Here is a 22,252-nt window from a genome sequence, read left to right as displayed (position 1 = left end):
GACAGCCTGTTTACCATCAATTGGTTCGCAATCCGGAACAGAACCGCGTTATCTTGGGTATTATTTCGTGACCAAATTGGGGCACGTTTCCAAAATCAAAGGTAATCAAACGTGAACAGCCCCATTGTTTCAAGTCCCAAGCCAATCACGCTGATCGGTGGGGCGCAGGTTGCCCACAGTCTGATTACGGAAGCGTTAAAATATGGCGCGGATGTGGTTTGTGCCGACGGGGGCGCGGACACGGCCCTTTGGGCGGGCCTTGATCCGGTGGCTGTGATCGGGGACATGGATTCGGTGTCGGAGGCCGCCAAGGACGCTTACAGTGACGTTCTGCATCAGATCGCGGAGCAGGACAGCACGGATTTCGACAAGGCGCTGCGCAACATCGATGCGCCTTTGATCATCGGCGTGGGGTTTTTGGGCCAGCGGCTGGATCACGCGATGGCGGCGTTGCATGTTTTGCAGAAATACGACCGGCCTGTTGTGTTGCTCGGGGAGGATGATCTGGTCTTCGTGGTGCCGGATCAGATTACGATGACGGTGCCGGTGGGTTTGCGCATATCCCTGATGCCATTGGCCGAGCCCGTGGTCACAACCCACGGCCTGCGTTGGGAGGTCACGGAAGCCACCATGTCCATGCGCGATTTTATCGGGTCCTCCAATGAGGCGGCGGCGGAGGTGGTGACGATCAACGCCACCCCGGGACTGGCCGTGATCATGCCGCCGGAGGCGCTGCAGACGGTTGTGGCTGCTTTGACAGGCGTTGTTCCCGCACAATGATATAGAGGCCGGCTGCGATGGTGATGCAGATGCCAAGGGCGGCCAGCCCGTTGGGTAGATCACGAAACACCAGATAGCCGATGGCGGTCCCGATGGGGATTTCGAGGTATTGCATCGGCGCCAAAGTGGCCGACGGGGCGAACCGCAGGCTCCATGTCATGAGCAGATGGGCGAGAGTGCCGAGGGTGCCGAGCCATGCCAGAAGCGCCCAGTCGGTCCCTGCGACCGGCCCGGTGGCGAGGATCGGGACCCATGGGAAGAGGACCAGTGCCACCCCCACCAGCGGGGCCGCCATCAGGCCGGAGAGCGCTTGCAGGCCGATGGGATCGACCTCTTTGGCGATCTGGCGCGTGACCAGCATGAACAGCGCAAAGACCACGGCGACGCCCATAGGCAACAGGGCAGGTGCGCCGACGGTGGCGAAATTGGGCTGGACGACCAGCAGGGTGCCCACAAAGCCCACCGCGCAGGCGATCAGACGGTGGGGGCCCACGGCCTCCTCCAGAAAGACACGGCCCAGCAGCAACATAATAAAGGGCATGACAAAGGCGATGGCGATGGCATCGGCCAGCGGCAGGTATTGCAGCGCCGAAAACATCAGCCCGATCCCGCAGATGTGCAACACCGTCCGCAGGGCCGTCAGCCGGATCAGGCGGGACCCGCGCGGCATGGGGTAGCCTGCCAAGATCACCAGCGGCAGCAGCAACAGCGCCTGTACCGCAAACCGCACGAACACCAGAAACCCCACGGACATGTCATCGCCCAGCAGTTTCGCCGTCGCATCCCCCAAGGGTGCCAGCACACAAAAGCCCAGCATCAGCAGGACACCAAGAAACGGACGGTCGGTCATGGGGTCACGCTAGGGATTGCACCACTGGCCGTAAACCCACTCCTCACACGGGGCCGGGCGGGGGTGTGATGGCGCGCGCGGTGATGCGTTCACGGTGCACCACATAAAGGCCGGACGCCATGATGATCACGATCCCCCACAGCGCCAGACCATTGGGGATGTCATCAAAGATCAGATAGCCGAGGACAGCGGCTGTTATTATCTCAAGATAATGCAAGGGGGCGAGGGTCGCGGCGGGGGCGACTGTCAGCGCATAGGTCATCATCATATGGGCGACGGTCGCAAAGAAACCGACCCCGAATAATAGCGCCCAATAGGGCCCCTCCGGCCAGATCGGGTCCAAGGTGGGCCAGCCGCGCCCATTGGCCAGCAGCATCAGGGGCACCAACATCACAGTGGCGGCCACCCCGGTCTGGAACTGCATCTCAACCGCATGAAGCCGCCCGCGCAGGCTTCGGGTGACCAGAACATAGGCCGCAAAGCTGACGGCGGTGCCCAAGGGCAGCAGCGCCACATAGCCAAAGGCCACAAAGCTGGGCTGGATCACCAGCAGGCACCCCGCAAAGCCGATGGTGGCCGCGATCAGGCGGCGGGGGCCGACCAGTTCACCGAACATGATCTTGCCAAACAGCAGGATGATGAACGGTTCGACAAAGACAATCGCCAACGCGTCGGCCAGGGGCATGAACCGCAGGGCCGCGATGATCAGATAGGTCGACAGGATCAAGAACAGCGCACGCGCCGCCATCAGCCCCCACAACGCACGCGGCAGGGTCAGGCGCAGGCCCATGGCCGCGCACACCGGCAACATCAACGCTGTCTGCACCACAAAACGGGCCGTTGTGATCTGGCCCACGGGCACCACGTCTGCGGCCAGTTTGGCGCAGACGTCCAAGAGGGGCGCTGTCAGGCAAAACCCCACGATCAGGGCCATGCCCAGCGGGATGCGGTCGGTATGCGGTACGGCTGTCATGACGCCTTGTCGCAGCCCGCGTCGCCTGCCGCCTGTTCAAAACCGACCTTTCAAGTGACACGATGGTGACGGAATGTGTCAGCGATTGCCCTTCGTTTGTCGCGGACCTGTGCTAGGTTTGGCAAAATACCCCGCCCCTATAAGGCCCGCATTATCCATGAAAGCCATTATCCTTGACGCCGCGCAAAGCTTGCGCCTTGCCGATGTGCCCGACCCCGACCCCCGCGAGGGGGAGGTCATCGTCCGCATTGAGGCGACGGGCATCTGCGGCGCAGACCGGCTTGCCTATCTTGGCAAGGATGATCGCAGACCGGTGCCGCTGGTGCTGGGCCACGAAGCCGCAGGCGTGGCGACGGGTGGCCGGTTCAGCGGCCAACGGGTCGTGATCAATCCGCTGATTTTCTGCGGGACCTGTGAGTTCTGTCAGGCGGGGCAAACAAACCTGTGTCTGTATCGCGAAAATGTCTCCATCCCGCCGCGTCAGGGGGCTTTCGCGGAACAGGTGCAGGTGCCCGAACGCAACCTGATTTTGGTCCCTGATGAGGTGTCGACACAGCAGGCCAGCCTGATTGAACCGCTGGCCTGCGGGTGGCACGTCGCACGATTGTGCCGGCGCGCGTTTCCACGGGGGCGCACAGCGCTGGTGATTGGCGGCGGCGCGATCGGGTTGTCAGCGGCGCTGGGCCTGAAGGCGCAGGGCGTCACAGAGACAGTCATGGCCGTATCGAACCCCACCAGACGCGCGTTTTTGCGTGATCACTGCGATCAGGACATGGCCCCGCAGGATTTGGGACTGGCGCAGTTCGATATTATTATTGATGCTGTTGGCAGCGTGGCGTCACGGCAAATGGCCTCGGCCCATGTGCGGCCGGGCGGAATTATCGGGCATATCGGGCTGGATGATGTGACAGGCGGATTTGATATGCGACGTCTGACCCTGCACGAGGTCACGATCATCGGCACCTACACCTACAGTGCCATGGATTTCGAACAGACGGCAGATGCGGCCTTTGACGGACGTCTGGGGCCGCTTGACTGGTTCGAGGTCCGCCCCTTGGAAGACGCGCCGCAAGCCTTTGTCGATCTTGAAGCCGGGCATGTGGCGCCCCCGCGCATCATTCTGACGCCCTAGCCCTCAGCAGTTCGGCACGTTCACAGCAAGGCCGCCCAGCGCCGTTTCCTTATACTTTTCAGACATATCCGCACCGGTCTGGCGCATCGTCTCAATCGCGGCATCGAGGGGCACCAGATGGGTGCCATCACCACGCATAGCGAGGGATGCGGCAGACACCGCCTTGATCGCACCCAGCCCGTTGCGTTCGATGCACGGCACCTGCACCAGCCCGCGCACGGGATCGCAGGTCATGCCCAGATGGTGTTCCAGCGCGATTTCGGCGGCATTTTCGATCTGCGCGGGGGTGCCGCCCAAAACGGCACACAAACCGGCAGCGGCCATAGCGGCGGCGGACCCGACTTCGGCCTGACAGCCTGCCTCTGCCCCGCTGATCGAGGCATTGAACTTGACCAACCCGCCAATCGCCGCCGCAGTCAGCAAAAATTCGGGAATTTTTGCGCGGCGTGCGCCGGGCACGTGGTCCATGTAGTAGCGGATGGTGGCGGGCACGACGCCAGCGGCGCCATTGGTGGGGGCGGTGACGACCTGACCGCCAGCGGCGTTTTCCTCATTCACGGCCATGGCGTAGGTGGACATCCAGTCATTGATGGTGTGCGGCGCGGTGAGGTTTACGCCGGCCTCGGCCTTCAGCGCATCATGGATGCCCTTGGCGCGGCGTTTGACCTGCAGGCCACCGGGCAGGATGCCATCTGTCGTCAAACCGCGATCAATGCAGTCGGTCATCACCTGCCAAATCCGGTCAAGGCCCGCGTCGAGATCGGTAGCGGACCGTCGGGTCAGTTCGTTTTGGCGTTTCATCTGCGCGATGCTGAGGTTATTTTGTTCAGCCATTTCCAGCATTTCAGCGGCACTTTTGAACGGATAGGGCACCGGTGCGCCGTCGTCCTTGTCGGCCCCTGCGGCCAGTTCATCGGCGGTCAGCACGAAGCCACCGCCGATGCTGTAATAGGTCACCTGCGTGACCACATCGCCTTGTGCGTCGGTGCCCATCAGGATCATGCCATTGGCGTGGCCGGGCAGGGCGGGGCCGTAGTCGAACACCAGATGGTCCTTGGGCTGGAAGGTGAGTGTTTCCAGACCCTTCGGGTGGACCGTACCCTCTGCCGTGATGCGCGCCAGTTCCGCCTCGGCCTTGTCCGCGTCGTAGTCGTCGGCGCGAAACCCCGCAAGGCCAAGGACCGTCGCGCGGTCGGTGGCGTGGCCCACGCCGGTGAAGGCAAGGGACCCATGCAAAGACGCCCGTAAGCCTTTGACTGCAAAGGGTTGTGCGCGCAGATGATCCAGAAACCGTGCGGCGGCGACCATGGGGCCGATGGTGTGCGACGACGAAGGGCCAATGCCCACCTTGAACATATCGAAGACCGAAAGAAACATGGGGCCCGCCTTTTGGATTGCTTGGGGATAGTCTGGCCAAAACCGCCGTTGTGCAACCTTGCCAAAACGACGTCTTGAGGAAGATTTGCGCAAGCGATCCTATGCTGCCCCGTGGAGCGTCACACGAAAAGTTAACCCATTGACCTTAACAGCACGCGAAGGAGTAGCCCCCGCGCGGCGGTTTGCCTATACTTGCGAAAAATACCCTATGAGGAATGGCCCATGGCATCCGATCTGTCCCCCATCGACAAGGCAAAATTCGTGGCCGCAAAGCAGGCCAGCCAATATGTCGAGGACGGCATGAAGGTCGGTCTTGGAACGGGATCGACGGCGGCGTGGCTTGTCCGGTGTCTTGGGGAACGGGTGCAGGATGAGGGGCTGCGGTTTACCGGTGTTCCGACATCAAGCCGGACGGCGGCACTGGCGCGCGAGGTGGGGATTGATGTGATCTCTCTGGATGAGGCGAAATGGCTGGATCTGAGCATCGACGGCGCGGACGAATATGACGGCAACCTGAACCTGATCAAGGGCGGCGGCGGGGCGTTGTTGCAGGAAAAGATCGTAGCGACCGCCAGTGACCAGATGGTTGTGATTGCCGATGCGTCGAAATCGGTGGAAACGCTGGGCGGGTTTCCCCTTCCGCTTGAGGTGGTGCCCTTTGGCTGGCAGACCACCAAGGTGCTGGTAGAGGAAACTCTGGTCGGGATGGATGTGCTGGGCCGAAAGGTGACATTGCGCATGAACGCAGAGGCCCCGTTCTATACAGACGAGGGCAATCACATCCTTGATCTGCACCTCAACCGCATCGGCAACGCACGGCAATTGTCCCTTGTTCTGAACCAGATACCGGGGGTGGTGGAAAACGGTCTGTTCATCGACATCTGCGATATTGTGGTGATCGGGCATGGCGACGGTCGGGTGGAAATGCGCGACATCAATGAAGGGTCGATCAACGAAACGCGGATCGAATTTGTCGAGACTGACAACCTGTTTGCCGATCTGGGCGAATAAACGGTTGCTGACGGAAAGGTGAGGGGGCGGGCACGCTGTCTGGCCTTCGCCTGCGGGCTGTGATTTACCGGCGTGGACCCATGACAGCCCAGACGAAAGGCCCCGTAGAAATGTCCGAATTCGACTATGATCTGTTTGTTATCGGTGGCGGCTCCGGTGGGGTGCGCGCCGCGCGTGTGGCTGCGGCGACGGGTGCCAAGGTTGCGCTGGCCGAAGAATACCGCATGGGGGGCACCTGTGTCATTCGCGGATGCGTTCCCAAAAAGCTGATGGTGTTTGCGTCGGAATATCGTGAAATGTTCAACGATGCGCGCAGCTATGGCTGGGACGTGGAAGACGGTGATTTCAACTGGCCCAAGTTCAGCGGTCGGCTGAACACCGAACTGGACCGGTTGGAGCAGGTGTATCGCGGATTGCTGGGCAGTTCCGACGTGGAGATTTTCGACACCCGTGCGAAACTGGCCGACGCCCACACGGTCGAGATGGCGGACGGCACCAAGAAGACCGCCAAGCATATCCTTGTGGCTACGGGCGGCCATCCGTCACGGCCCGATCTGCCCAATGCGGAACTGGGGATCACGTCCAATGATATTTTCCAGATGAAGCAGCTGCCCAAGTCGATCCTGATTATCGGGGGTGGCTATATCGCATGTGAATTCGCCTGTATCCTGAACGGGTTGGGTGTGGATGTGACGCTGTATTATCGCGGCGCGCAAATCCTGCGCGGATTTGACGAAGAGGCCCGTGGCCTGATTGCGGATATGATGCGCGAGAAGGGCATTGATATCCACGTGGGCACCAACATCGTCGAAATGGCCCCCGCTGAAGACCGCCCCGACCATAGCGCCCAGCCCACTGGCAGCGATGCCGCAATGGGTGCCCCCGCCGAGGCCGCCAAGGGTATCGGCGAGACCCCGACAAGCGACACTGCCGAGGCTGCGAAGGGCCCGATCTGGGTGAAATCCACCAACGGCAAGGAGCTCGTGTTTGACCATGTGATGTTCGCCACGGGCCGCGATCCGTCCACCAAGGGGCTCGGTCTGGAGGAGGCCGGCGTCGAAATCGGCCGCCGTGGCGAAATCGTCGTGGATGAGTACAGCCAGACCAAGGTGCCCAGCATCTACGCCATTGGCGACGTGACCAAACGGGTGGAACTGACGCCTGTGGCGATCCGCGAAGGCATGGCCTTTGTGGAAACCGTGTTCAAGGGCAACCCGACCAAGGTCGACCATGAGCTGATCCCGTCGGCCATCTTTACCCAGCCCGAAATGGGCACTGTCGGGCTGAGCGAGGAAGACGCGCGCGATCAGGAACCGGTCGAGGTGTACTGCACCTCGTTCCGGCCCATGCAGACGGCTTTTGCCGGACGTCCCGACCGCGTTTTGATGAAACTGATTGTCAGCCAGAAAACCCGTGTCGTTCTGGGCTGCCATATCGTCAGCCCCCATGCCGGAGAGATGATCCAGCTGGCAGGTGTGGCGATCAAGATGGGCGCAACCAAGGAGCAGTTCGATGCGACCTGCGCTGTGCATCCGACCATTTCCGAAGAACTGGTGACAATGCGCGATCCGGTGAGAACCGCTTGAATTCGGCGCGCTGACACCCACTTATAAACCACGGCCCACCGACGGGCCGAGCAACAAGGGAAAACAGGCTTAATGGCTGGTAACAATGGCGGCCCCTGGGGGGGCGGAGGCAATGACGGCGGTGACGACGAGGACCGGTTTCGCCCCAATGGCGGACGGGACGGGGGACGTCGCGGACCGAATGAACCCCAGATCCCGGAATTTGATGAAATTGTGAACAAAACCAAGGATCAACTGCGCGTTCTGATCGGTGGCGGCGATGGCCGTCGCGGCATGAACGGTGGTGGTGGCGCGGGCGGCGGTGGCCCTCAGATCACCCGTGGCATGGTCGGCCTCGGGGCGCTGGCGGCTGTGGCGCTTTGGGCGTTCTCGAGCTTTTACACAGTGCGGCCGGAACAGCAGTCGGTTGAATTGTTTCTGGGTGAGTTTTCGTCCATCGGCCAGCCGGGCCTGAACTTTGCACCGTGGCCCTTTGTCACGGCTGAGATCGTGAACGTCACGCAGGAACAGACCATTGATGTGGGCGTCGGACGCGGTGCCGCTGCCGATGCGGGCCTGATGCTGACGGGCGACGAAAACATCGTCGATATCGACTTTCAGGTGGTGTGGAACATCACCGAACCCGAACGGTTCCTGTTCAACCTCGCAGATCCCGCACCAACGATTGCCGCCGTGGCGGAATCGTCCATGCGTGAAATCATCGCCCAGTCCGAACTGGCCCCGATCCTGAACAGGGATCGTGGTGCGATTGCCGATGGTGTGATGGACCAGTTGCAGACAACCCTCGACAGTTACAATGCGGGTGTGAACATCATCCGTGTGAACCTGCAGGCGGTGGAACCGCCGTCGGCCATGGTGACCGTCGAAGATATTGACGGCAACGCGCGCCAGACATCGCCACTTGCGGCTTTCCGCGACGTGCAGGACGCCGAACAGGAACGTGACCGTCTTCAAAACCTCGCGGATGCCTACGCAAACCGTGTGACAGCCCAGGCCCGTGGTGACGCGGCCCGTGTGCTGGAAAACGCCGAAGGCTACCGTGCCCGTGTCGTCAACGAAGCCCAAGGTGAGGCGAGCCGTTTTCTGGCCGTTCTGGAGGAATACCAGAAGGCCCCCGAGGTGACGCGCCAACGTCTGTATCTTGAAACGGTTGAGGCTGTGTTCGGGTCCACCGATATCATCTTGCTGGATGACAACGGACAAGGCGGGGGCGGGGTTGTGCCCTATCTGCCGCTGAACGAAGTCCGCCGTCCGACAGCGACAACCGGAGGGTCGAACTGATGAACCGTTCTGCTTTTGCTTTGCCCGTGATCGTCATTGTCATTGCCGCTGCGCTGTCGTCCATCTTTATCGTGGACGAACGTGAAAAGGCGCTGGTGCTGCAGTTCGGTCAGATCGTTCAGGTCAAGGAAGAACCCGGCATCGGGTTCAAGATTCCCCTGATTCAGGAGGTCGTGCGCTATGACGACCGTATTCTGGCGCTGGATGTGGACCCTTTGGAGGTGACGCCGCTGGATGACCGTCGTCTTATCGTGGACGCCTTTGCACGTTACCGGATTTCCAATGTGGAACGGTTCCGTCAGGCCGTGGGTACAGGCGGTGAAGACGCCGCCGCCCGCCGGTTGGACAGCATCCTGCGCGCTGAAACCCGCGAGGTTCTGGGTTCGGTGTCGTCCAACGACATCCTGTCCACCGATCGTGCGGCGCTGATGTTGCGCATTCGCAATGCCGCCATCGCGGAGGCCAATGCGCTGGGTCTGACCATCATCGACGTGCGACTGAAGCGCACCGACCTGCCGGCAGAAAACCTGAATGCGACATTCGCACGGATGATCGCGGAACGGGAACGCGAGGCCGAGGACGAACGCGCCCGTGGTCGCGAGGCCGCCCAGCGGATCGAAGCCCAGGCCGACCGGACGGTCGTGGAACTGGTGTCTGACGCCAACCGCGAAGCCCGCGTTATTCAGGGTGAGGCGGACGCCGAACGCAACGGTATTTTTGCCAGCGCCTACGGACAGGACGCGGAATTCTTTGAATTCTACCGCTCTCTTGAGGCTTATGGCAAAGCCATCGGTACGGGCAATGCGCGGCTGGTTCTGAGCCCTGATCACGAGTTCTTCGACTATCTGAGGAACGAGAACGGCACCGCCGCACCGGTGACGGGTCAGTAATGAGCATCGCGATATTGGCCTTCGGGCTGGTGTTGATTGTAGAGGGGCTGGTGTACGCACTGGCCCCTTCGCTTGTCGAAGACCTGCTGGCGGCCCTGCGCCAGATGTCGATAGAAGCGCGCCGCCTTGTGGGGCTGGCGGCCATGGCGGGGGGGCTGGCGCTTGTCTGGCTGGCCTCGGCTTTGGGGGCGTTGGGTTAGTCGGCCGCCGGCGACGTGACCGGGACCGACTGCACCGACACCGCCTGTGCCACCTTTCCCGCCAGATCGCGCGACACCATTGCATCAATCGCGAGTTTGAAACGCGGATTGCGGCGGGCGGTCCTGCGCAATGTCCGAAGATCCCAGCGGATCACTTCTGCGCCTTTTTCGACACGGGTGGTGGCGCTGGCATCTGTATCCAGCAGGTAGGCCACTTCGCCCACGAAAAGCCCCTCGGGCAAGGAAAACCGGATACCGCGTTTGACCACAGTGATGCGACCGCTGATCACGTAATACAGATGCGTGTTTGGCTGCCCTTCGGTCGTGATAGTGTGCGCGGCGTCCAGTGTAAGGCGTTCCGCCCGTCCCATCACCAGCCGGAAATCCCCCGGCGTCAGAACGTCGAACCTGTCGTAAATATCCACATGGGCGCGGGGCAGGGACAGCCGCATACGCCGTGCGGCCAGTGCCGCCATGCCGATCAGGTTGGTCACCATCATGGCGAGGGTCGTGTAGATGGCCCCCCATAACGGCGTCGGCGCGGCAGTTGCGTAATAGGCCACATAAAACGCGGACCCGATCAGCATCAGCGTCCGCAGCGCCATTTGGTGGATGATCAGGTAGCCAAGGGCGAAGGCCCCGCCTGCACAGACAATCAGGACAGCTGGCGTAAATAGTGTGTCCATTCCCTTCTCCTTGTGGCGCTGTGTGGGATGGCCACTGGACGGCAGCCTGTCCCAGATTGACCCGACGGGGCAAGAAAAATGCGACCCGTCGGTCAGTCGCGCGGTTTGCGCTGGCCGATGGACGGACAAGCGACTGATATGTCTTGGATTAATTGACGTAGCACCCTTCACGATCTGATGACGGCTGCGTGTGTGCGACACGATAGACGTTGCGAAGCGGGCCACGCCCCCTACATTCATACCAGAGCATGGCCCGGCAGGGCGGGTCATCACGAAGGTTTAACCAATCAAGGAGGTTCCTTTGGTGAACACATCCAGACAAAAGGGCGCCGTGGCCGTGACCGCGACGCAGGACGAAACTGCGAAGGTACGGTCTTCGTGGATGCTGGCGGGTCTGATTGCTGTCGGGCTTGCCGTGGCATCGGCGGTGCCGGTTTTCGCGCAGGACCGGCCCGAGACATTTGCCGATCTGGCCGAGCAGGTCAGCCCGTCGGTGGTCAACATCACCACATCGACCGTTGTGGCCGGACGCACGGGGCCGCAGGGCGTGGTGCCCGAAGGATCCCCCTTTGAGGATTTCTTCAACGATTTCGGGGGCGGTGGTGATCAACCGCGCCGGTCGTCCGCGTTGGGATCGGGTTTTGTGATTTCGGCGGACGGGTTCATCGTGACGAACAATCACGTCATCGAGGGCGCGGACGAGATCGAGATCGAGTTCTTCCCGGGCGAAGGACAGCCGTCGGAGTTGTTGCCGGCGGAACTGATCGGCACCGACCCCAACACCGACATCGCGCTGCTGAAGGTCGAATATGACACGCCGCTGCAGTTCGTCGAATTCGGCGACAGTGACGGTGAAGGTGCCCGTGTGGGCGACTGGGTCATGGCGATGGGCAACCCGCTGGGGCAGGGGTTCTCTGTCTCCGCCGGGATTGTGTCGGCGCGAAACCGGTCGCTGCAGGGCACCTATGACGACTACATCCAGACGGATGCGGCGATCAACCGTGGCAATTCCGGCGGGCCGCTGTTCAACATGGACGGTGACGTGATCGGCGTGAACACGGCGATCCTGTCGCCCAACGGCGGATCCATCGGGATCGGTTTTGCCATGTCCTCTGCGGTTGTGACCAATGTGGTCGACCAGTTGGAAGAGTTCGGCGAAACCCGTCGCGGCTGGCTGGGCGTGCGCATTCAGGACGTCACCGTGGATATGGTCGATGCCATCGACGGTCTGGCCGAGGCACGCGGTGCCATGGTCACCGATGTGCCCCCCGGACCGGCTGAGGACGCGGGTCTTGAAGCGGGCGATATCATCCTGACCTTTGACGGGGTCGAGATCGAGGACACTCGCGAACTGGTCCAGATCGTGGGCAACAGCCCCGTGGGCAAAGACGTGCCGGTTGAGGTTCTGCGTGCAGGCGACATGATCGACGTGACCGTCACGCTGGGCCGTCGTGAAACCGCCGAGGCTGCGGCCTTCCCCGAAGATGGGGCAGAGGCCGAACCCGAGACGACCAACATGCTGGGCATGACCTTGTCCGAACTGACGCCCGAAATGGCCGAGGCCATGGGGATCACCGGTGATGCGGGTCTGGTCATTGTCGAGGTCGAGGAGGGATCCGAGGCTGCGGAAAAGGGTCTCGTGTCCGGTGACCTGATCACCGAAGCCGGCCAGCAGAAAATCGCGACCATCGCGGATTTCGAGGCCCGCGTGGAAGAGGCACAGGAGGGCGGGCGCAAGTCGCTGCTGCTGCTTGTCCGCCGCGACGGCGCACCACGGTTCGTGGCGCTTGGGTTGGAATGACCCCTCCCACATCCGATCATATGAGGGCGTCCCTGCGGGGGCGCCCTTTTTTGTCCTGGCGGGGGGTGTTGCGCCCTGTAAATTCGCCTTAGCGTAAGGGCGAAAATTCAGGGGCGCTGTGATGCTGGACCGATTGATTGATCTGAAAACCTATCCCGTTGAGGACGCTGCCTTTCTGGCGCGCTGCGCCGATACGCTGGACACCACAGGTGTTCTGGCTTTACCGGATTTCATCCAGCCCGCAGCCCTGTCACAGATGCAGGCGGAGGCTGAGGCGGGGTTGCCGCTGGCCTATTTTTGCGCACAGGATCATTCTGTCTATCTGACGCCGGACAATCCGGCCTATGGGCCGACCCATCCGGCCAATGTCAAAGTGACCTCGTCCAAGGGGTGTATCTGCGATGATGTGGTGCCTGCGGCATCCCCATTGCGCGCGCTTTATGACAGCCCCGCGTTCCGACGCTTTGTGTCCGGCGTCACCGGACAGGCGGACCTGCATCCCTATGCGGACCCGTTGTCGTCGATCAACATTCACTATGCGGGACGCGGGCAGGAGTTGGGGTGGCATTTCGACAATTCGTCCTTTGCAATCACTCTGCTGATCCAGAAACCGGATGCGGGCAGCCGGTTTGAATACATCAAGGACCTGCGTGACGCGGTGGCTGGCGACATGAATTACGAAGGCGTTGCGGACCTGTTGGAGGGACGCACCGCGCCGCAGGTCCTCGCCATGGAGCCGGGCACTTTGGTGCTGTTTCGCGGGCGAAATTCCATCCACCGTGTGTCGCCCAATGAAAGCGACCGGATGCGGATGCTGGCCGTGCTGGCCTACAACGACGCCGCTGGCGTGTCGCTGTCGGAAAATGCGCGGATGACGTTTTACGGGCGGCTGACCTGAGTGGTCAAAGTGCATCGCGGGGCAGGGCCACAAGCCCCAGATTGCGCGCCGTCCGCAATGTCAGCTGGGACGTCAGCACATCATCCTGATCGGTCTGGTACCGTTCCACCGCCCGCTGGGTGCGGGTGTCATACCGCCCGGTGATGGGGCCGCGATAATACCCGCGCGCCAGCAGAGCACGCTGGACGGAGGCAATGAACGGTGGCGTCAGAACGGCCGCGCAGGGGGTTTCGAATTCGACCTCGCGCCGTTCGCGCAGGATACGCTGGCGGGTGACGGTGCGAAAGGCGGCGGGTGTTTCCACTGTGCCGTCCGAGCGGATCAGGGCGGGCTGCACCATGATCTGTTCCGTGACCGTTTCGATCAGGGCCGGTGTGGTGGCGCGGGCAAAACAGGTGCCGGTGTCGCTGTCGACCACCACCGGATCGGCCAGCGGCGCGATGGCGGCATCGCCTGGCGACACGGCCGAACGGGTAACGTCGGGCGTCTGGCAGGCGCTGAGCAGACCTGCGGTCAGCAGCAGCGCAAGGGCGCGAAAGGGTGGGGTCATCTGCTCTCATTCATGTGGGCGTTTCGCCTCTGGTTAAGGCATGTTTACTGCGAAACCGCGATCTGGCAAAGCGCGCAATATGTGGCGGGGGCAGATCGGCACAGGCCGTGAGGTTTTCGTGCCACCTATATGTGATGACGGGGGTGCAAAAACCCACTGGCGGGGCGCGGTCTGGCGGCCTATCAAAGGGGCAACAGTTGTTTGCAAAAGGGGCCCTGAGGGACATGGCAAAAATTACCTATATCGAGCATGGCGGCAAAGAGCATGTGGTGGAGGTCGCCAACGGGCTGACCGTCATGGAGGGCGCGCGCGACAACGGCATTCCGGGCATCGAGGCCGATTGCGGCGGTGCTTGTGCCTGTTCCACCTGCCACGTTTACGTGGACGCGGCCTGGGTGGAAAAGCTGCCAGCCAAGGACGCGATGGAAGAAGACATGCTGGATTTCGCCTATGAACCTGATCCCGCAAAGTCCCGTCTGACATGCCAGCTGAAAGTGACTGATGATCTTGACGGTCTTGTGGTCCAGATGCCCGAGAAGCAGATCTAGCATGGCGCCGCGTCGGCTGTTGCGTGCGGTGCCTTGTTTCGTGCGCGGCGCGGGGCTGGCGATGTGTATGGGGCTGGCGTCCCCTGCGGCAGCCGAAGAGATCACCGGTGCCCGGTTCGAGGGGCCGACCACGCGCTATGGCCATGCAATTCTGGGCGATGGTGTGGAATTTACCGAACTGGTGATCGAGACCGAAGATTGGTCCAATCGCCTGCGCTACCGCGTGACCTTGCCCCAGGATCACGTGTTCGAGGACCTTGCCCCGCGCCTGTGGGACATCACCGGTGACGGGGTGCCGGAGGTCGTGGTGATCGAGACGGATATGGCCCGTGGCGGGTCGTTGGCGGTTTATGACCAGACGGGCAAGATTGCCGAAACCCCGCACATCGGACGCACGAACCGCTGGCTGGCCCCGATCGGGGCGGCCGATCTGGATGGCGACGGACGGATCGAGGTGGCGTTTATCGACCGGCCCCACCTTGCCAAAGTCCTGCGGGTGTTCGAATGGGACGGGGAGGCGCTGGTTCTGGATATGGAACTGGGCGGGCTGACCAACCACCGCATTGGTGAGGATTTCATCACCGGTGGCGTGCGGGTGTGCGAGGGCATACCGGAGCTGGTCACCGCTGATGCGGATTGGTCTGATGTGATGGTGACTTGGGCCGTTGAGGGGGCGTTGCAGACGGCGTCGCTCGGGCCGTTTTCGCCGGCTGCGGTAGAGGCGGCTCTGGCCTGCCGGTAGCGCCTGACCTTGAGCGGGGCAACTTGGGGCGTGTGACGCTTTTTAGGTATTTTTGAACCAGAGAAAGGGCAGGGCGTGCGCCGTGGGCTCAGGTCACGAGGGCGGCAAGGGCCAACAGCACGGTCATTTCCGTCAGATTTTGTGTGGCCCCGAGGACGTCGCCGGTTTGGCCGTTGATTTTTGACCTGGCAATCAGGGCGCAGGCCGTGGCGGTCAGGAGCGCCACAAGGATCATGGCAAGGCCGGACCAACCCAGCAGGATGATCGCCGCAAGGGCCGCGAGGGTTTCGGCGAGCCGCGCGGTAGCGATAGACGGGCGGCCCACAGAATAACTGAGCCCCGTACTGCGCGCATGGGGCAGGCGGGCCATAACCGGCACCATAACAGCGCGGCTGATCATGGCAGTGGCGATGAGGGGCGCCCAGAGGGAACCTGCGCCAACGACAACCGTCAGCGCCTGCCAGCGCAGCAACAGGCCAAGGATCAGCGCCAGTACACCGTAGACGCCGATATGGCTGTCTTTCATGATGTCCAACCGGCGCGCGGCGTCCCAGCCGCCCCAAAGCCCGTCGGCGCAATCGGCCAGCCCGTCTTCGTGCATGGCGCCGGTCGTGACGATGAGCATCGTCAAGGCAAGGGCGGCCGCCAAAGGCGCTGACAGGCCGGACCACAGGGCGATTTGCGCCACGCTTGCGGCCAGGCAAGCCAGGATCGCACCGGCCACAGGGTAGGCCCAGGCGGCTTTGGGGCCACGGGCGCGGGCGGTGTCGAAGTCCACCGGTACGGGCAGCCGTGACAGCAAACCAAGCGCTGCGGGAACATCGGTGATCGCCACAAATGCGCTTTGGTCGTCCTTTTGCATCGGCCTGCCGTTTCCTGTCTGGTCAATCCCGTTTCAATGGGTAGAGATTGGCCCAACGGATTGCAATGAGGCCCTGATATGACTGTTCCCTTCGCCAGCTTGGATGACTTTCGCACTGTTTTGCAGCAGGCCCCGGGGCCGGATATGGAAACACTGGCGGCAGCCAACGACCGCAACGCCCAGCTGACCAAGCCGCCCGGTGCATTGGGGCGGCTGGAGGATCTTGCGATCTGGTATGCGGGCTGGCGCGGCGATGCGGCACCCAAGCTGGAGGCACCGCAGGTTTTGATTTTCGCAGGCAACCACGGGGTCTGCGCGCAGGGCGTGTCGGCCTTTCCGCCGGAGGTGACGGTGCAGATGGTTGCCAATTTCGAGCACGGCGGGGCGGCGATCAACCAGCTGAGCCGCGCGTTTGGTGCCAGAATGGATGTGCACGCCCTTGATCTGGAGATGCCGACGCAGGATTTCACCCAAAGCCCCGCGATGAGTGAGGCCGAGGTGGTGCAGGCACTGATCACCGGTTGGACCGCCGTTGACCCGACGTCCGATCTGGTGGTCACGGGCGAAATGGGGATCGGCAACACGACCTCGGCTGCCGCTGTGGCCGCCGCGGTTTTGGGCGGGACCGCCGAAGACTGGGTCGGACGCGGGACAGGCGTCGATGATGCGGGGCTAGAGCGCAAGATTGATGCTGTGGCCAAAGGGCTGGCCTTGCATGACGTGAGTGATCCGCTGGAGGCATTGCGCTGTCTGGGCGGGCGCGAGTTGGCGGCGATGGCAGGCGCGATTGCGGCGGCCCGCGCACACCGCATTCCGGTTATTTTGGACGGGTTCATCTGTTCGGCAGCGGCGGCTGTTTTGGAGAAGGCGGCGCCGGGGGCTTTGGATCACGCAGTGGCCGGGCATCTGTCCGCAGAGGGCGCGCATCGCCGTTTGCTGGACGGGCTGGAAAAAGAGCCGCTGTTGTCCCTGGGTCTGCGGCTGGGCGAAGGGTCAGGCGCGGCTTTGGCGATCGGGGTTCTGAAAGGGGCGGTGGCCTGTCATTCGGGCATGGCGACCTTTGCCGAAGCCGGTGTGGCCGCCGGTTAGGGGGCTGGGGGCGCTGCCCCCCGGCCTGACGGCCTCCCCCCGGAGTTTCCGGATCAGAAGAAGGGGGGGCGTCAGCGCCTTGCCATTATCGTTGGCTTTCCCAGAATTCCGCCACGCGGGGGCGGAAGTGGGGGATGGCGCGGGGATGGGTGCAAAATGCGGCGATGGGCATCATCGTCCAGCGTTGCCCCTCGTCCCCCAGTTGGATTTCGCTGATCTGGGCGGGGCTGATGGGGGCTGCAAACAAGGTCGAATCCAGACCGTAACGTCTTGTCCAAACGAAGGTCGCGGGGTCGATCCGCAGGCCGATTTCTTCGCGGACTTCGCGAAGGACGGCCTCAAGCGCGGTTTCGTCCGCGTCCAAACCGCCGCCCGGCAGATCCCAGTGAGCGGGGAAGGGGATAGAGGCGATGTCGTCGCGCAAAAGGGTCACCAGTGCTGCGTCATGAAAGAGAATGATCTTGGCACCGGGCTGCATCATGTGCGCGGGCGGGTGTCTGGCGGCGTGCGCCCGCCGGGCCTGCGCCCGATCCGTTCGGACTGGTCCAGACGGTCGGCCAGTGCGGCCTCAAGATCGCGGTTGGCGGCGCGGGCGCGTTCAACATAGGCGGGGTTTTGGCTGATGGGGATGTCCGGATCCCAGACCTCGGCCAGTTCGCGCAGGATGTGACGGTCGTAGTGGTAGAAATTCATCTCGGCCTCGGCGGCTTCGAATTCGGACAGGCCGAGGTTTTCCAGCACGTAGCGACCGGCACGCAGGGAGCTGTCAAAGAGTTCGCGGACAATGTCGTTGGCACCGGCGTTGTAGAGTTCATAGACATGGACGCGGTCACGGGCGCGGGCCACAATGTGCAGATCGGGCCGGTGGGCGCGGGCATAGGTCACCAGTTTGACCGCCGCTTCCTTGCTGTCGAGGGCCACGACCAGCACCGAGGCGTCATCAAGGCCCGCTGCATGCAGGATGTCGGGGCGTGTGGGGTCGCCGAAAAAGCCCTTGAAGCCGAAGGTGCGCATCAGTTGCACCGTCTGGAGGCTGTGATCGAGGACCACGGTTGAAAAGCCCGAACTTTGCACCAACCGGTTGACCACCTGACCGAACCGCCCGATGCCTGCGATGATCACGGTGCCTTTCTGGTCGATGTCATCGGCAGGTTGGGAAAGGGCGTGGTCCTCCATCCGGCGCGACAGACGGTCATAGAGAATGAACATCAGCGGCGTGACCAGCATGGACAGGGCCACCACCAGAAGCAGGTCGGCCGCGAGGCCTTCGGACAGGACATTCTGTTGCAGGGAGAACGCAATCAGCACGAAGCCGAATTCGCCTGCCTGCGCAAGGCTGAGGACAAAGAGCCAGCGTGCGCGGCCTTTGATGCGGAACATCACGGCCAGCGCATAAAGAACGACCGCTTTGAGTGCGATGATGGCGGCGGTGAGGGCGAGAATGCCGACGGGGTTTTGCACGAAGGTCCCAAAATCAATACCGGCCCCCACGGTGATGAAGAACAGCCCCAGCAGCAGGCCCTTGAACGGTTCCAGATCGCTTTCCAACTCGTGCCGGAATTCCGAGTTCGCCAGAACGACGCCAGCCAAAAAGGTCCCCAGGGCCGCCGACAGGCCGACCAGCCCCATCAGCGCAGCGATCGACACCACAATAAGCAGCGCGAAGGCGGTGTACATTTCACGCAGCCGCGCCTGATGGATATAGCGAAACACCGGCCGTGTCAGGTAGATGCCCACCAGCACGACAGCGGCCACCGCCCCGATGGTCACAAGGGTCACGCCCCAGCCGGGCAGGCCCTCAACAAGGCTCATGGAGTGGTGGGTCGCATCCTGTGCGTCGTCAGTGGCCCGCGTCATCGACCCGTCCTGGGTGATTGTCACCGGCGCGCGCAGGGCCAGAAGGGGCAGGATCGCAAGCATGGGAATGACGGCAATGTCTTGTGTCAGCAGGACAGAGAACGTGTTGCGCCCGCCCGCCGTCTGCATCAGCCCTTTTTCGGACAGGGTTTGCAGGACGATGGCAGTAGACGACAGCGCGAAGATCAGCCCGATGGCGAAGGCCGTGGCGAGAGGTTGGCCCAAGCCCGCAAAGAGCAGCGTGATGAGCGTCGCGGACAGCGCGATCTGCAACCCGCCCAGACCCACAAGGCGGTGGCGCATCCCCCATAAGGCACGCGGTTCCAGTTCAAGCCCGATCAGAAACAGCATCAGGACAACGCCGAATTCGGCCACGTGCTGAAGCTCTGCCGCTTCTGCGCCGATCAGCGGCCCGATGGCGATACCGGCCAGAAGATACCCCAGCACCGACCCCAGCCCGAGACGGGAGGCCAGCGGGACGGCAATCACAGCCGCACCCAGCAGCAATGTGGCGAGGAGGAGTGTCTCTTGCATGGGGCAGCTATCGACCAGTCGCGGGGTCTTGGCAAGACCGACGGGTGTTTAGCCCGGCACTTCGAGTGTGATGGCACGGCCCCGTTTGGTGTAGCTGAGGCGCGCGGCGCTGATCGCTGTCACGCGGCCACCGTCCAGCCGGTCCCCCACGGTGACACGCTGGTAGCGTCCGTTGGACAGCCGCACAAGGGCGCGCCGGTCGCCGGAGCCGCCATAGATCCCGATGAGGTTGATGTCACGCAGGTTGATCGCGTTGTCCAGGGTCGCGTTCTGCGCAACGGCGCTGCCTGTCGGGCCGCTGGGTTGCACGGCACGCGGTGCGGCGGCTGCGACCTGTGTCGCTGCGCGGGCCTGTGCGGCCTGTGCGCGTTCCACGATGCGCGCCATATTGCGGGGCCGCGTGTCGGGGCGTTCGGACACGGCCACGGCCTGACGGGTCGGGTTGATGATGGTCTGCGGCCGTGAGGCGGCGGCCTGCACTGCAGCGGCAATCTCGGGGGCAAGCAGAAGGCCGGTGGCCGGCGGCGCAGCCTCTGCTGTTTGGGGTTGGGTTTCCGGTTCCGGCACAGCCTCAGGCGCGGGCGGGGCCAGTCCGGCGGGGCGCGTCTGTGGCCGGAAGGCTGCGGCTTGCACAGCGGTCAGATTGCCCAGCACAGGCGTATTTGCGCGGGCCACGGCGGCCTGCACAACCGCTGCCGGACGCACCAGCGGGCGCGGGGTATCCGCAGTCGGGACCTGCGCGGTCGAGGTGGCGAGAGCGGCGGTGACATCGGTGGCAAGCGCGCTGGCGGCAGCATCTTGTTGCGGGGCCAGTGTTCCGGGCCGCACGGGTGGCAGGACAGGTGGCGGGCCAGCGATGACGTTCAACCCTTCGGGCGGCGTTGCGGGCGTTGGCACAGGCTCGGTAAGGGGCTGCGGGGCAGGGGCAGCCTCTGGCAGAACCGGTGCGGGCGTCGCGGCGGGGGCCACAGTGCCGGGCCGTACGGGCGGCAGGACGGGCGGCGATCCGGCCAGAACAATCAATCCATCGGTTGCAATTAATGGTGCGTTGCCTGCGGCAATGGCGTCGACGGCGGGGGGATCGGCGGGGGCGGTGGTGCCGGGGCGGATGGGCGGCGTGATGGCGGGCCTGCCGGAAATGACAATGACGCCTTCGGGGGCGTCGGACAGGGGGGCTGCGGTGTCGGGCACAACGGCGGCCAACTGGTCCTGCGGGGTAATTTCGGGCGCGACAGTGCCCGGACGCGCGGGCGGGTTCAGGGGCGGCGTTCCGGCGATGATCAGGATGCCGTCGGGCGTCAGGGATCCTTCGGGAGTGGCCACGATCAGACCATCGGCACCAAAGTTGAAGGTGGCTGTCGGGGGCGGGGGATCGACCGGTGTGGCTATCACGGCATCCCCGGCCACGCTGTCCGCAGTGGCCAGCGGGCTGGCCCCCGCGCGTGCCACGGGGCGCGGACGCGCCGCCAGATCAAGGGCGTCCAGCGTCGTTGTGCGCGGCACCTGCGGGATGCGGGGCGCGCGTTGCCACACACCGGTTGCCGCATAAATCCGTTGCGCTTCTTCGGGGGTAAGCACCTGACCCGCGGGTGCGGTGACCGCCGCATCAAGCACATCATTGCCGGTTTCGGGTGCCACCGGTTCGGGTGCCTCGGGGACAGTGGAGGCGGCCTCGACAGGGGCGGCGGCGGGCGCGTCGGCGGGGCTGTCCGGCAGAGCGGCTGCGGGATCCTGCGCGGCCACTTCGGTGTCTTGGGGGCCCAGGCCGAACCAACGCGCCACGGTCTCATTGGACAGGGCTGCAAAGGCCGCGACCGCCAGAAGAAACAACAGCAACACTGCGGTGAGGATCAGACCCAGAAACCGCGGCTTGCCGCCGACGACCTTTTTGGCGCCACGGGTTTTCTTGCGGGCGCCGAAGACCGTCCGGTCGGCGGGTGCATCGGCGGTTTCCGCCACGTTCCGGTCGGCCTCTTTGCGGTCGGAACGTGCCATCCGGCGGCTGGCAAACATACCGCCCACAGCGCCGCCCACGGCTGTCGCGGCCCCAAGCGCGGCCGCGCCGGCGCTGCGTGACGGGGCGGCGTCGGGGGTACCGGCAGGGTCGGGGTCGACCTGCAGGGTGGCCGCGGCGATGTCCGGAGAGACGGCGGTCGGGGCCTCACCGGTGATGGCAGGGGCCTGCGCCGGCGTTGACGGGGCGGAGGCATCGGGCGCTGCCACGGGCGGCGCAGATAGATCGGCGCGCGCGGGGGCCGCGATGGCCGGTGCGACCGTCGGACCGGTGCCTGTGGGAACAGCGAGGGACGGTTCGCTTCGGCGTGCAAATGTCGGTTCCGCCCGCCCGTTGGAGCGGGGCGCGGTCGCATCGGAAGCAACCTTTGCCCCCTTAGGCGTGGACGCGTCAGGGGTGACAGGTGCGCCGGGGGCACCATCCGCACGGCTTGCGCGCAAACGCGATGCAAACACCGGCGGGTTGACGTCCGGCGCGTCAACGGGTTCGGATTTCTCAGGCTCAGGCTCAGGCTCAGGCTCAGGCTCAGGCTCAGGCTCAGGCTCAGGCTCAGGCTCAGGCTCAGGCTCAGGCTCAGGCTCAGGCTCAGGC

Annotated in this window: 21 protein-coding genes; 12 read left to right on the top strand and 9 right to left on the bottom strand. The window is 63.5% G+C overall.

Annotated elements, in window-relative coordinates; translation table 11 throughout:
• The first annotated feature begins 111 nt into the window (after positions 1-111).
• Complete coding sequence (locus QZ653_RS07165) at positions 112-780, top strand: thiamine diphosphokinase (RefSeq protein ID WP_296418960.1); 669 nt, start codon at positions 112-114, stop codon at positions 778-780.
• Here QZ653_RS07165 and QZ653_RS07160 read toward each other — a convergent pair.
• Both QZ653_RS07160 and QZ653_RS07155 read right to left on the bottom strand, forming a co-directional pair.
• Positions 716-1,630, bottom strand: a complete 915-nt coding sequence (locus QZ653_RS07160) for a DMT family transporter (protein WP_296418959.1) — start codon at positions 1,628-1,630, stop codon at positions 716-718. The two genes, QZ653_RS07165 and QZ653_RS07160, sit on opposite strands and share 65 nt — an antisense overlap.
• 43 nt (positions 1,631-1,673) lie before the next feature.
• Positions 1,674-2,603 carry a DMT family transporter gene (locus QZ653_RS07155; protein WP_296418957.1) on the bottom strand — a complete coding sequence of 310 codons (930 nt, stop codon included), beginning with the start codon at positions 2,601-2,603 and terminating at the stop codon, positions 1,674-1,676.
• 157 nt (positions 2,604-2,760) lie between these two features.
• Here QZ653_RS07155 and QZ653_RS07150 point away from each other — a divergent pair, with 157 nt between their 5' ends.
• Positions 2,761-3,735, top strand: a complete 975-nt coding sequence (locus tag QZ653_RS07150; RefSeq protein ID WP_296418955.1) for a zinc-dependent alcohol dehydrogenase — start codon at positions 2,761-2,763, stop codon at positions 3,733-3,735.
• 3 nt (positions 3,736-3,738) lie between these two features.
• Here QZ653_RS07150 and QZ653_RS07145 read toward each other — a convergent pair whose 3' ends face one another.
• Positions 3,739-5,112, bottom strand: a complete 1,374-nt coding sequence (locus tag QZ653_RS07145) for an L-serine ammonia-lyase (protein WP_296418952.1) — start codon at positions 5,110-5,112, stop codon at positions 3,739-3,741.
• Between the two features lie 222 nt (positions 5,113-5,334).
• Between QZ653_RS07145 and rpiA the strand changes: the two genes are divergently transcribed.
• From rpiA to QZ653_RS07120, 5 genes are all read left to right on the top strand, one after another.
• A complete protein-coding gene (gene rpiA / locus QZ653_RS07140) occupies positions 5,335-6,123 on the top strand; it encodes a ribose-5-phosphate isomerase RpiA (protein ID WP_296418949.1) in 789 nt (262 codons plus the stop codon).
• 110 nt (positions 6,124-6,233) lie between these two features.
• Positions 6,234-7,709 (top strand): FAD-dependent oxidoreductase, encoded by a 1,476-nt coding sequence (locus QZ653_RS07135; RefSeq protein ID WP_296419041.1) that lies wholly within the window; start codon positions 6,234-6,236, stop codon positions 7,707-7,709.
• 72 nt (positions 7,710-7,781) lie between these two features.
• Entirely contained in the window at positions 7,782-8,990 is a 1,209-nt protein-coding gene (gene hflK, locus QZ653_RS07130) for an FtsH protease activity modulator HflK (RefSeq protein ID WP_296418948.1), read from the top strand.
• Entirely contained in the window at positions 8,990-9,880 is an 891-nt protein-coding gene (gene hflC / locus QZ653_RS07125; protein ID WP_296418946.1) for a protease modulator HflC, read from the top strand. Before hflK ends, hflC begins: the two co-directional genes overlap by 1 nt.
• Positions 9,880-10,080: a DUF2065 domain-containing protein gene (locus QZ653_RS07120; RefSeq protein ID WP_296418944.1), complete on the top strand. Its 201-nt coding sequence runs from the start codon at positions 9,880-9,882 to the stop codon at positions 10,078-10,080. The genes hflC and QZ653_RS07120 overlap by 1 nt, the downstream gene beginning before the upstream one ends.
• On the opposite strand, the gene QZ653_RS07115 is transcribed toward QZ653_RS07120, so the two are convergent.
• Entirely contained in the window at positions 10,077-10,766 is a 690-nt protein-coding gene (locus QZ653_RS07115) for a Crp/Fnr family transcriptional regulator (RefSeq protein WP_296418942.1), read from the bottom strand. The two genes, QZ653_RS07120 and QZ653_RS07115, sit on opposite strands and share 4 nt — an antisense overlap.
• 382 nt (positions 10,767-11,148) lie before the next feature.
• Here QZ653_RS07115 and QZ653_RS07110 point away from each other — a divergent pair, with 382 nt between their 5' ends.
• Positions 11,149-12,567 carry a Do family serine endopeptidase gene (locus tag QZ653_RS07110; RefSeq protein WP_296419039.1) on the top strand — a complete coding sequence of 473 codons (1,419 nt, stop codon included), beginning with the start codon at positions 11,149-11,151 and terminating at the stop codon, positions 12,565-12,567.
• 121 nt (positions 12,568-12,688) lie between these two features.
• On the top strand, positions 12,689-13,465 hold the full coding sequence (locus QZ653_RS07105; RefSeq protein WP_296418940.1) for a 2OG-Fe(II) oxygenase: 777 nt from the start codon (positions 12,689-12,691) through the stop codon (positions 13,463-13,465).
• Positions 13,466-13,469: 4 nt separating this feature from the next.
• Here the strand turns inward: QZ653_RS07105 and QZ653_RS07100 are convergent, their stop codons facing one another.
• Complete coding sequence (locus QZ653_RS07100; protein ID WP_296418939.1) at positions 13,470-14,015, bottom strand: peptidoglycan-binding domain-containing protein; 546 nt, start codon at positions 14,013-14,015, stop codon at positions 13,470-13,472.
• 224 nt (positions 14,016-14,239) lie between these two features.
• On the opposite strand from QZ653_RS07100, the gene QZ653_RS07095 reads away from it, so the two are divergent.
• On the top strand, positions 14,240-14,563 hold the full coding sequence (locus tag QZ653_RS07095) for a 2Fe-2S iron-sulfur cluster-binding protein (RefSeq protein WP_296418938.1): 324 nt from the start codon (positions 14,240-14,242) through the stop codon (positions 14,561-14,563).
• 1 nt (position 14,564) lies between these two features.
• Complete coding sequence (locus QZ653_RS07090; RefSeq protein ID WP_296418936.1) at positions 14,565-15,305, top strand: FG-GAP repeat domain-containing protein; 741 nt, start codon at positions 14,565-14,567, stop codon at positions 15,303-15,305.
• An 88-nt stretch (positions 15,306-15,393) separates the two neighbouring features.
• Here the strand turns inward: QZ653_RS07090 and QZ653_RS07085 are convergent, their stop codons facing one another.
• On the bottom strand, positions 15,394-16,167 hold the full coding sequence (locus QZ653_RS07085; protein ID WP_296418935.1) for an adenosylcobinamide-GDP ribazoletransferase: 774 nt from the start codon (positions 16,165-16,167) through the stop codon (positions 15,394-15,396).
• Positions 16,168-16,245: 78 nt separating this feature from the next.
• On the opposite strand from QZ653_RS07085, the gene cobT reads away from it, so the two are divergent.
• Positions 16,246-17,256 carry a nicotinate-nucleotide--dimethylbenzimidazole phosphoribosyltransferase gene (cobT, locus tag QZ653_RS07080; protein ID WP_296418933.1) on the top strand — a complete coding sequence of 337 codons (1,011 nt, stop codon included), beginning with the start codon at positions 16,246-16,248 and terminating at the stop codon, positions 17,254-17,256.
• 85 nt (positions 17,257-17,341) lie between these two features.
• On the opposite strand, the gene QZ653_RS07075 is transcribed toward cobT, so the two are convergent.
• The 3 genes from QZ653_RS07075 to QZ653_RS07065 form a co-directional block, all read right to left on the bottom strand.
• On the bottom strand, positions 17,342-17,737 hold the full coding sequence (locus QZ653_RS07075) for an NUDIX hydrolase (RefSeq protein WP_296418930.1): 396 nt from the start codon (positions 17,735-17,737) through the stop codon (positions 17,342-17,344).
• On the bottom strand, positions 17,734-19,647 hold the full coding sequence (locus QZ653_RS07070; protein ID WP_296418928.1) for a cation:proton antiporter: 1,914 nt from the start codon (positions 19,645-19,647) through the stop codon (positions 17,734-17,736). The genes QZ653_RS07075 and QZ653_RS07070 overlap by 4 nt, the downstream gene beginning before the upstream one ends.
• Positions 19,648-19,695: 48 nt before the next feature.
• The coding region (locus QZ653_RS07065) for a hypothetical protein (RefSeq protein WP_296418926.1) at positions 19,696-22,252 on the bottom strand (2,557 nt) is incomplete at its 5' end.

It is taken from the genome of Pseudooctadecabacter sp. (assembly GCF_020627745.1).
Taxonomy (GTDB): Bacteria; Pseudomonadota; Alphaproteobacteria; order Rhodobacterales; family Rhodobacteraceae; genus Octadecabacter.
This window is presented reverse-complemented; position numbering and strand designations above follow the sequence as displayed.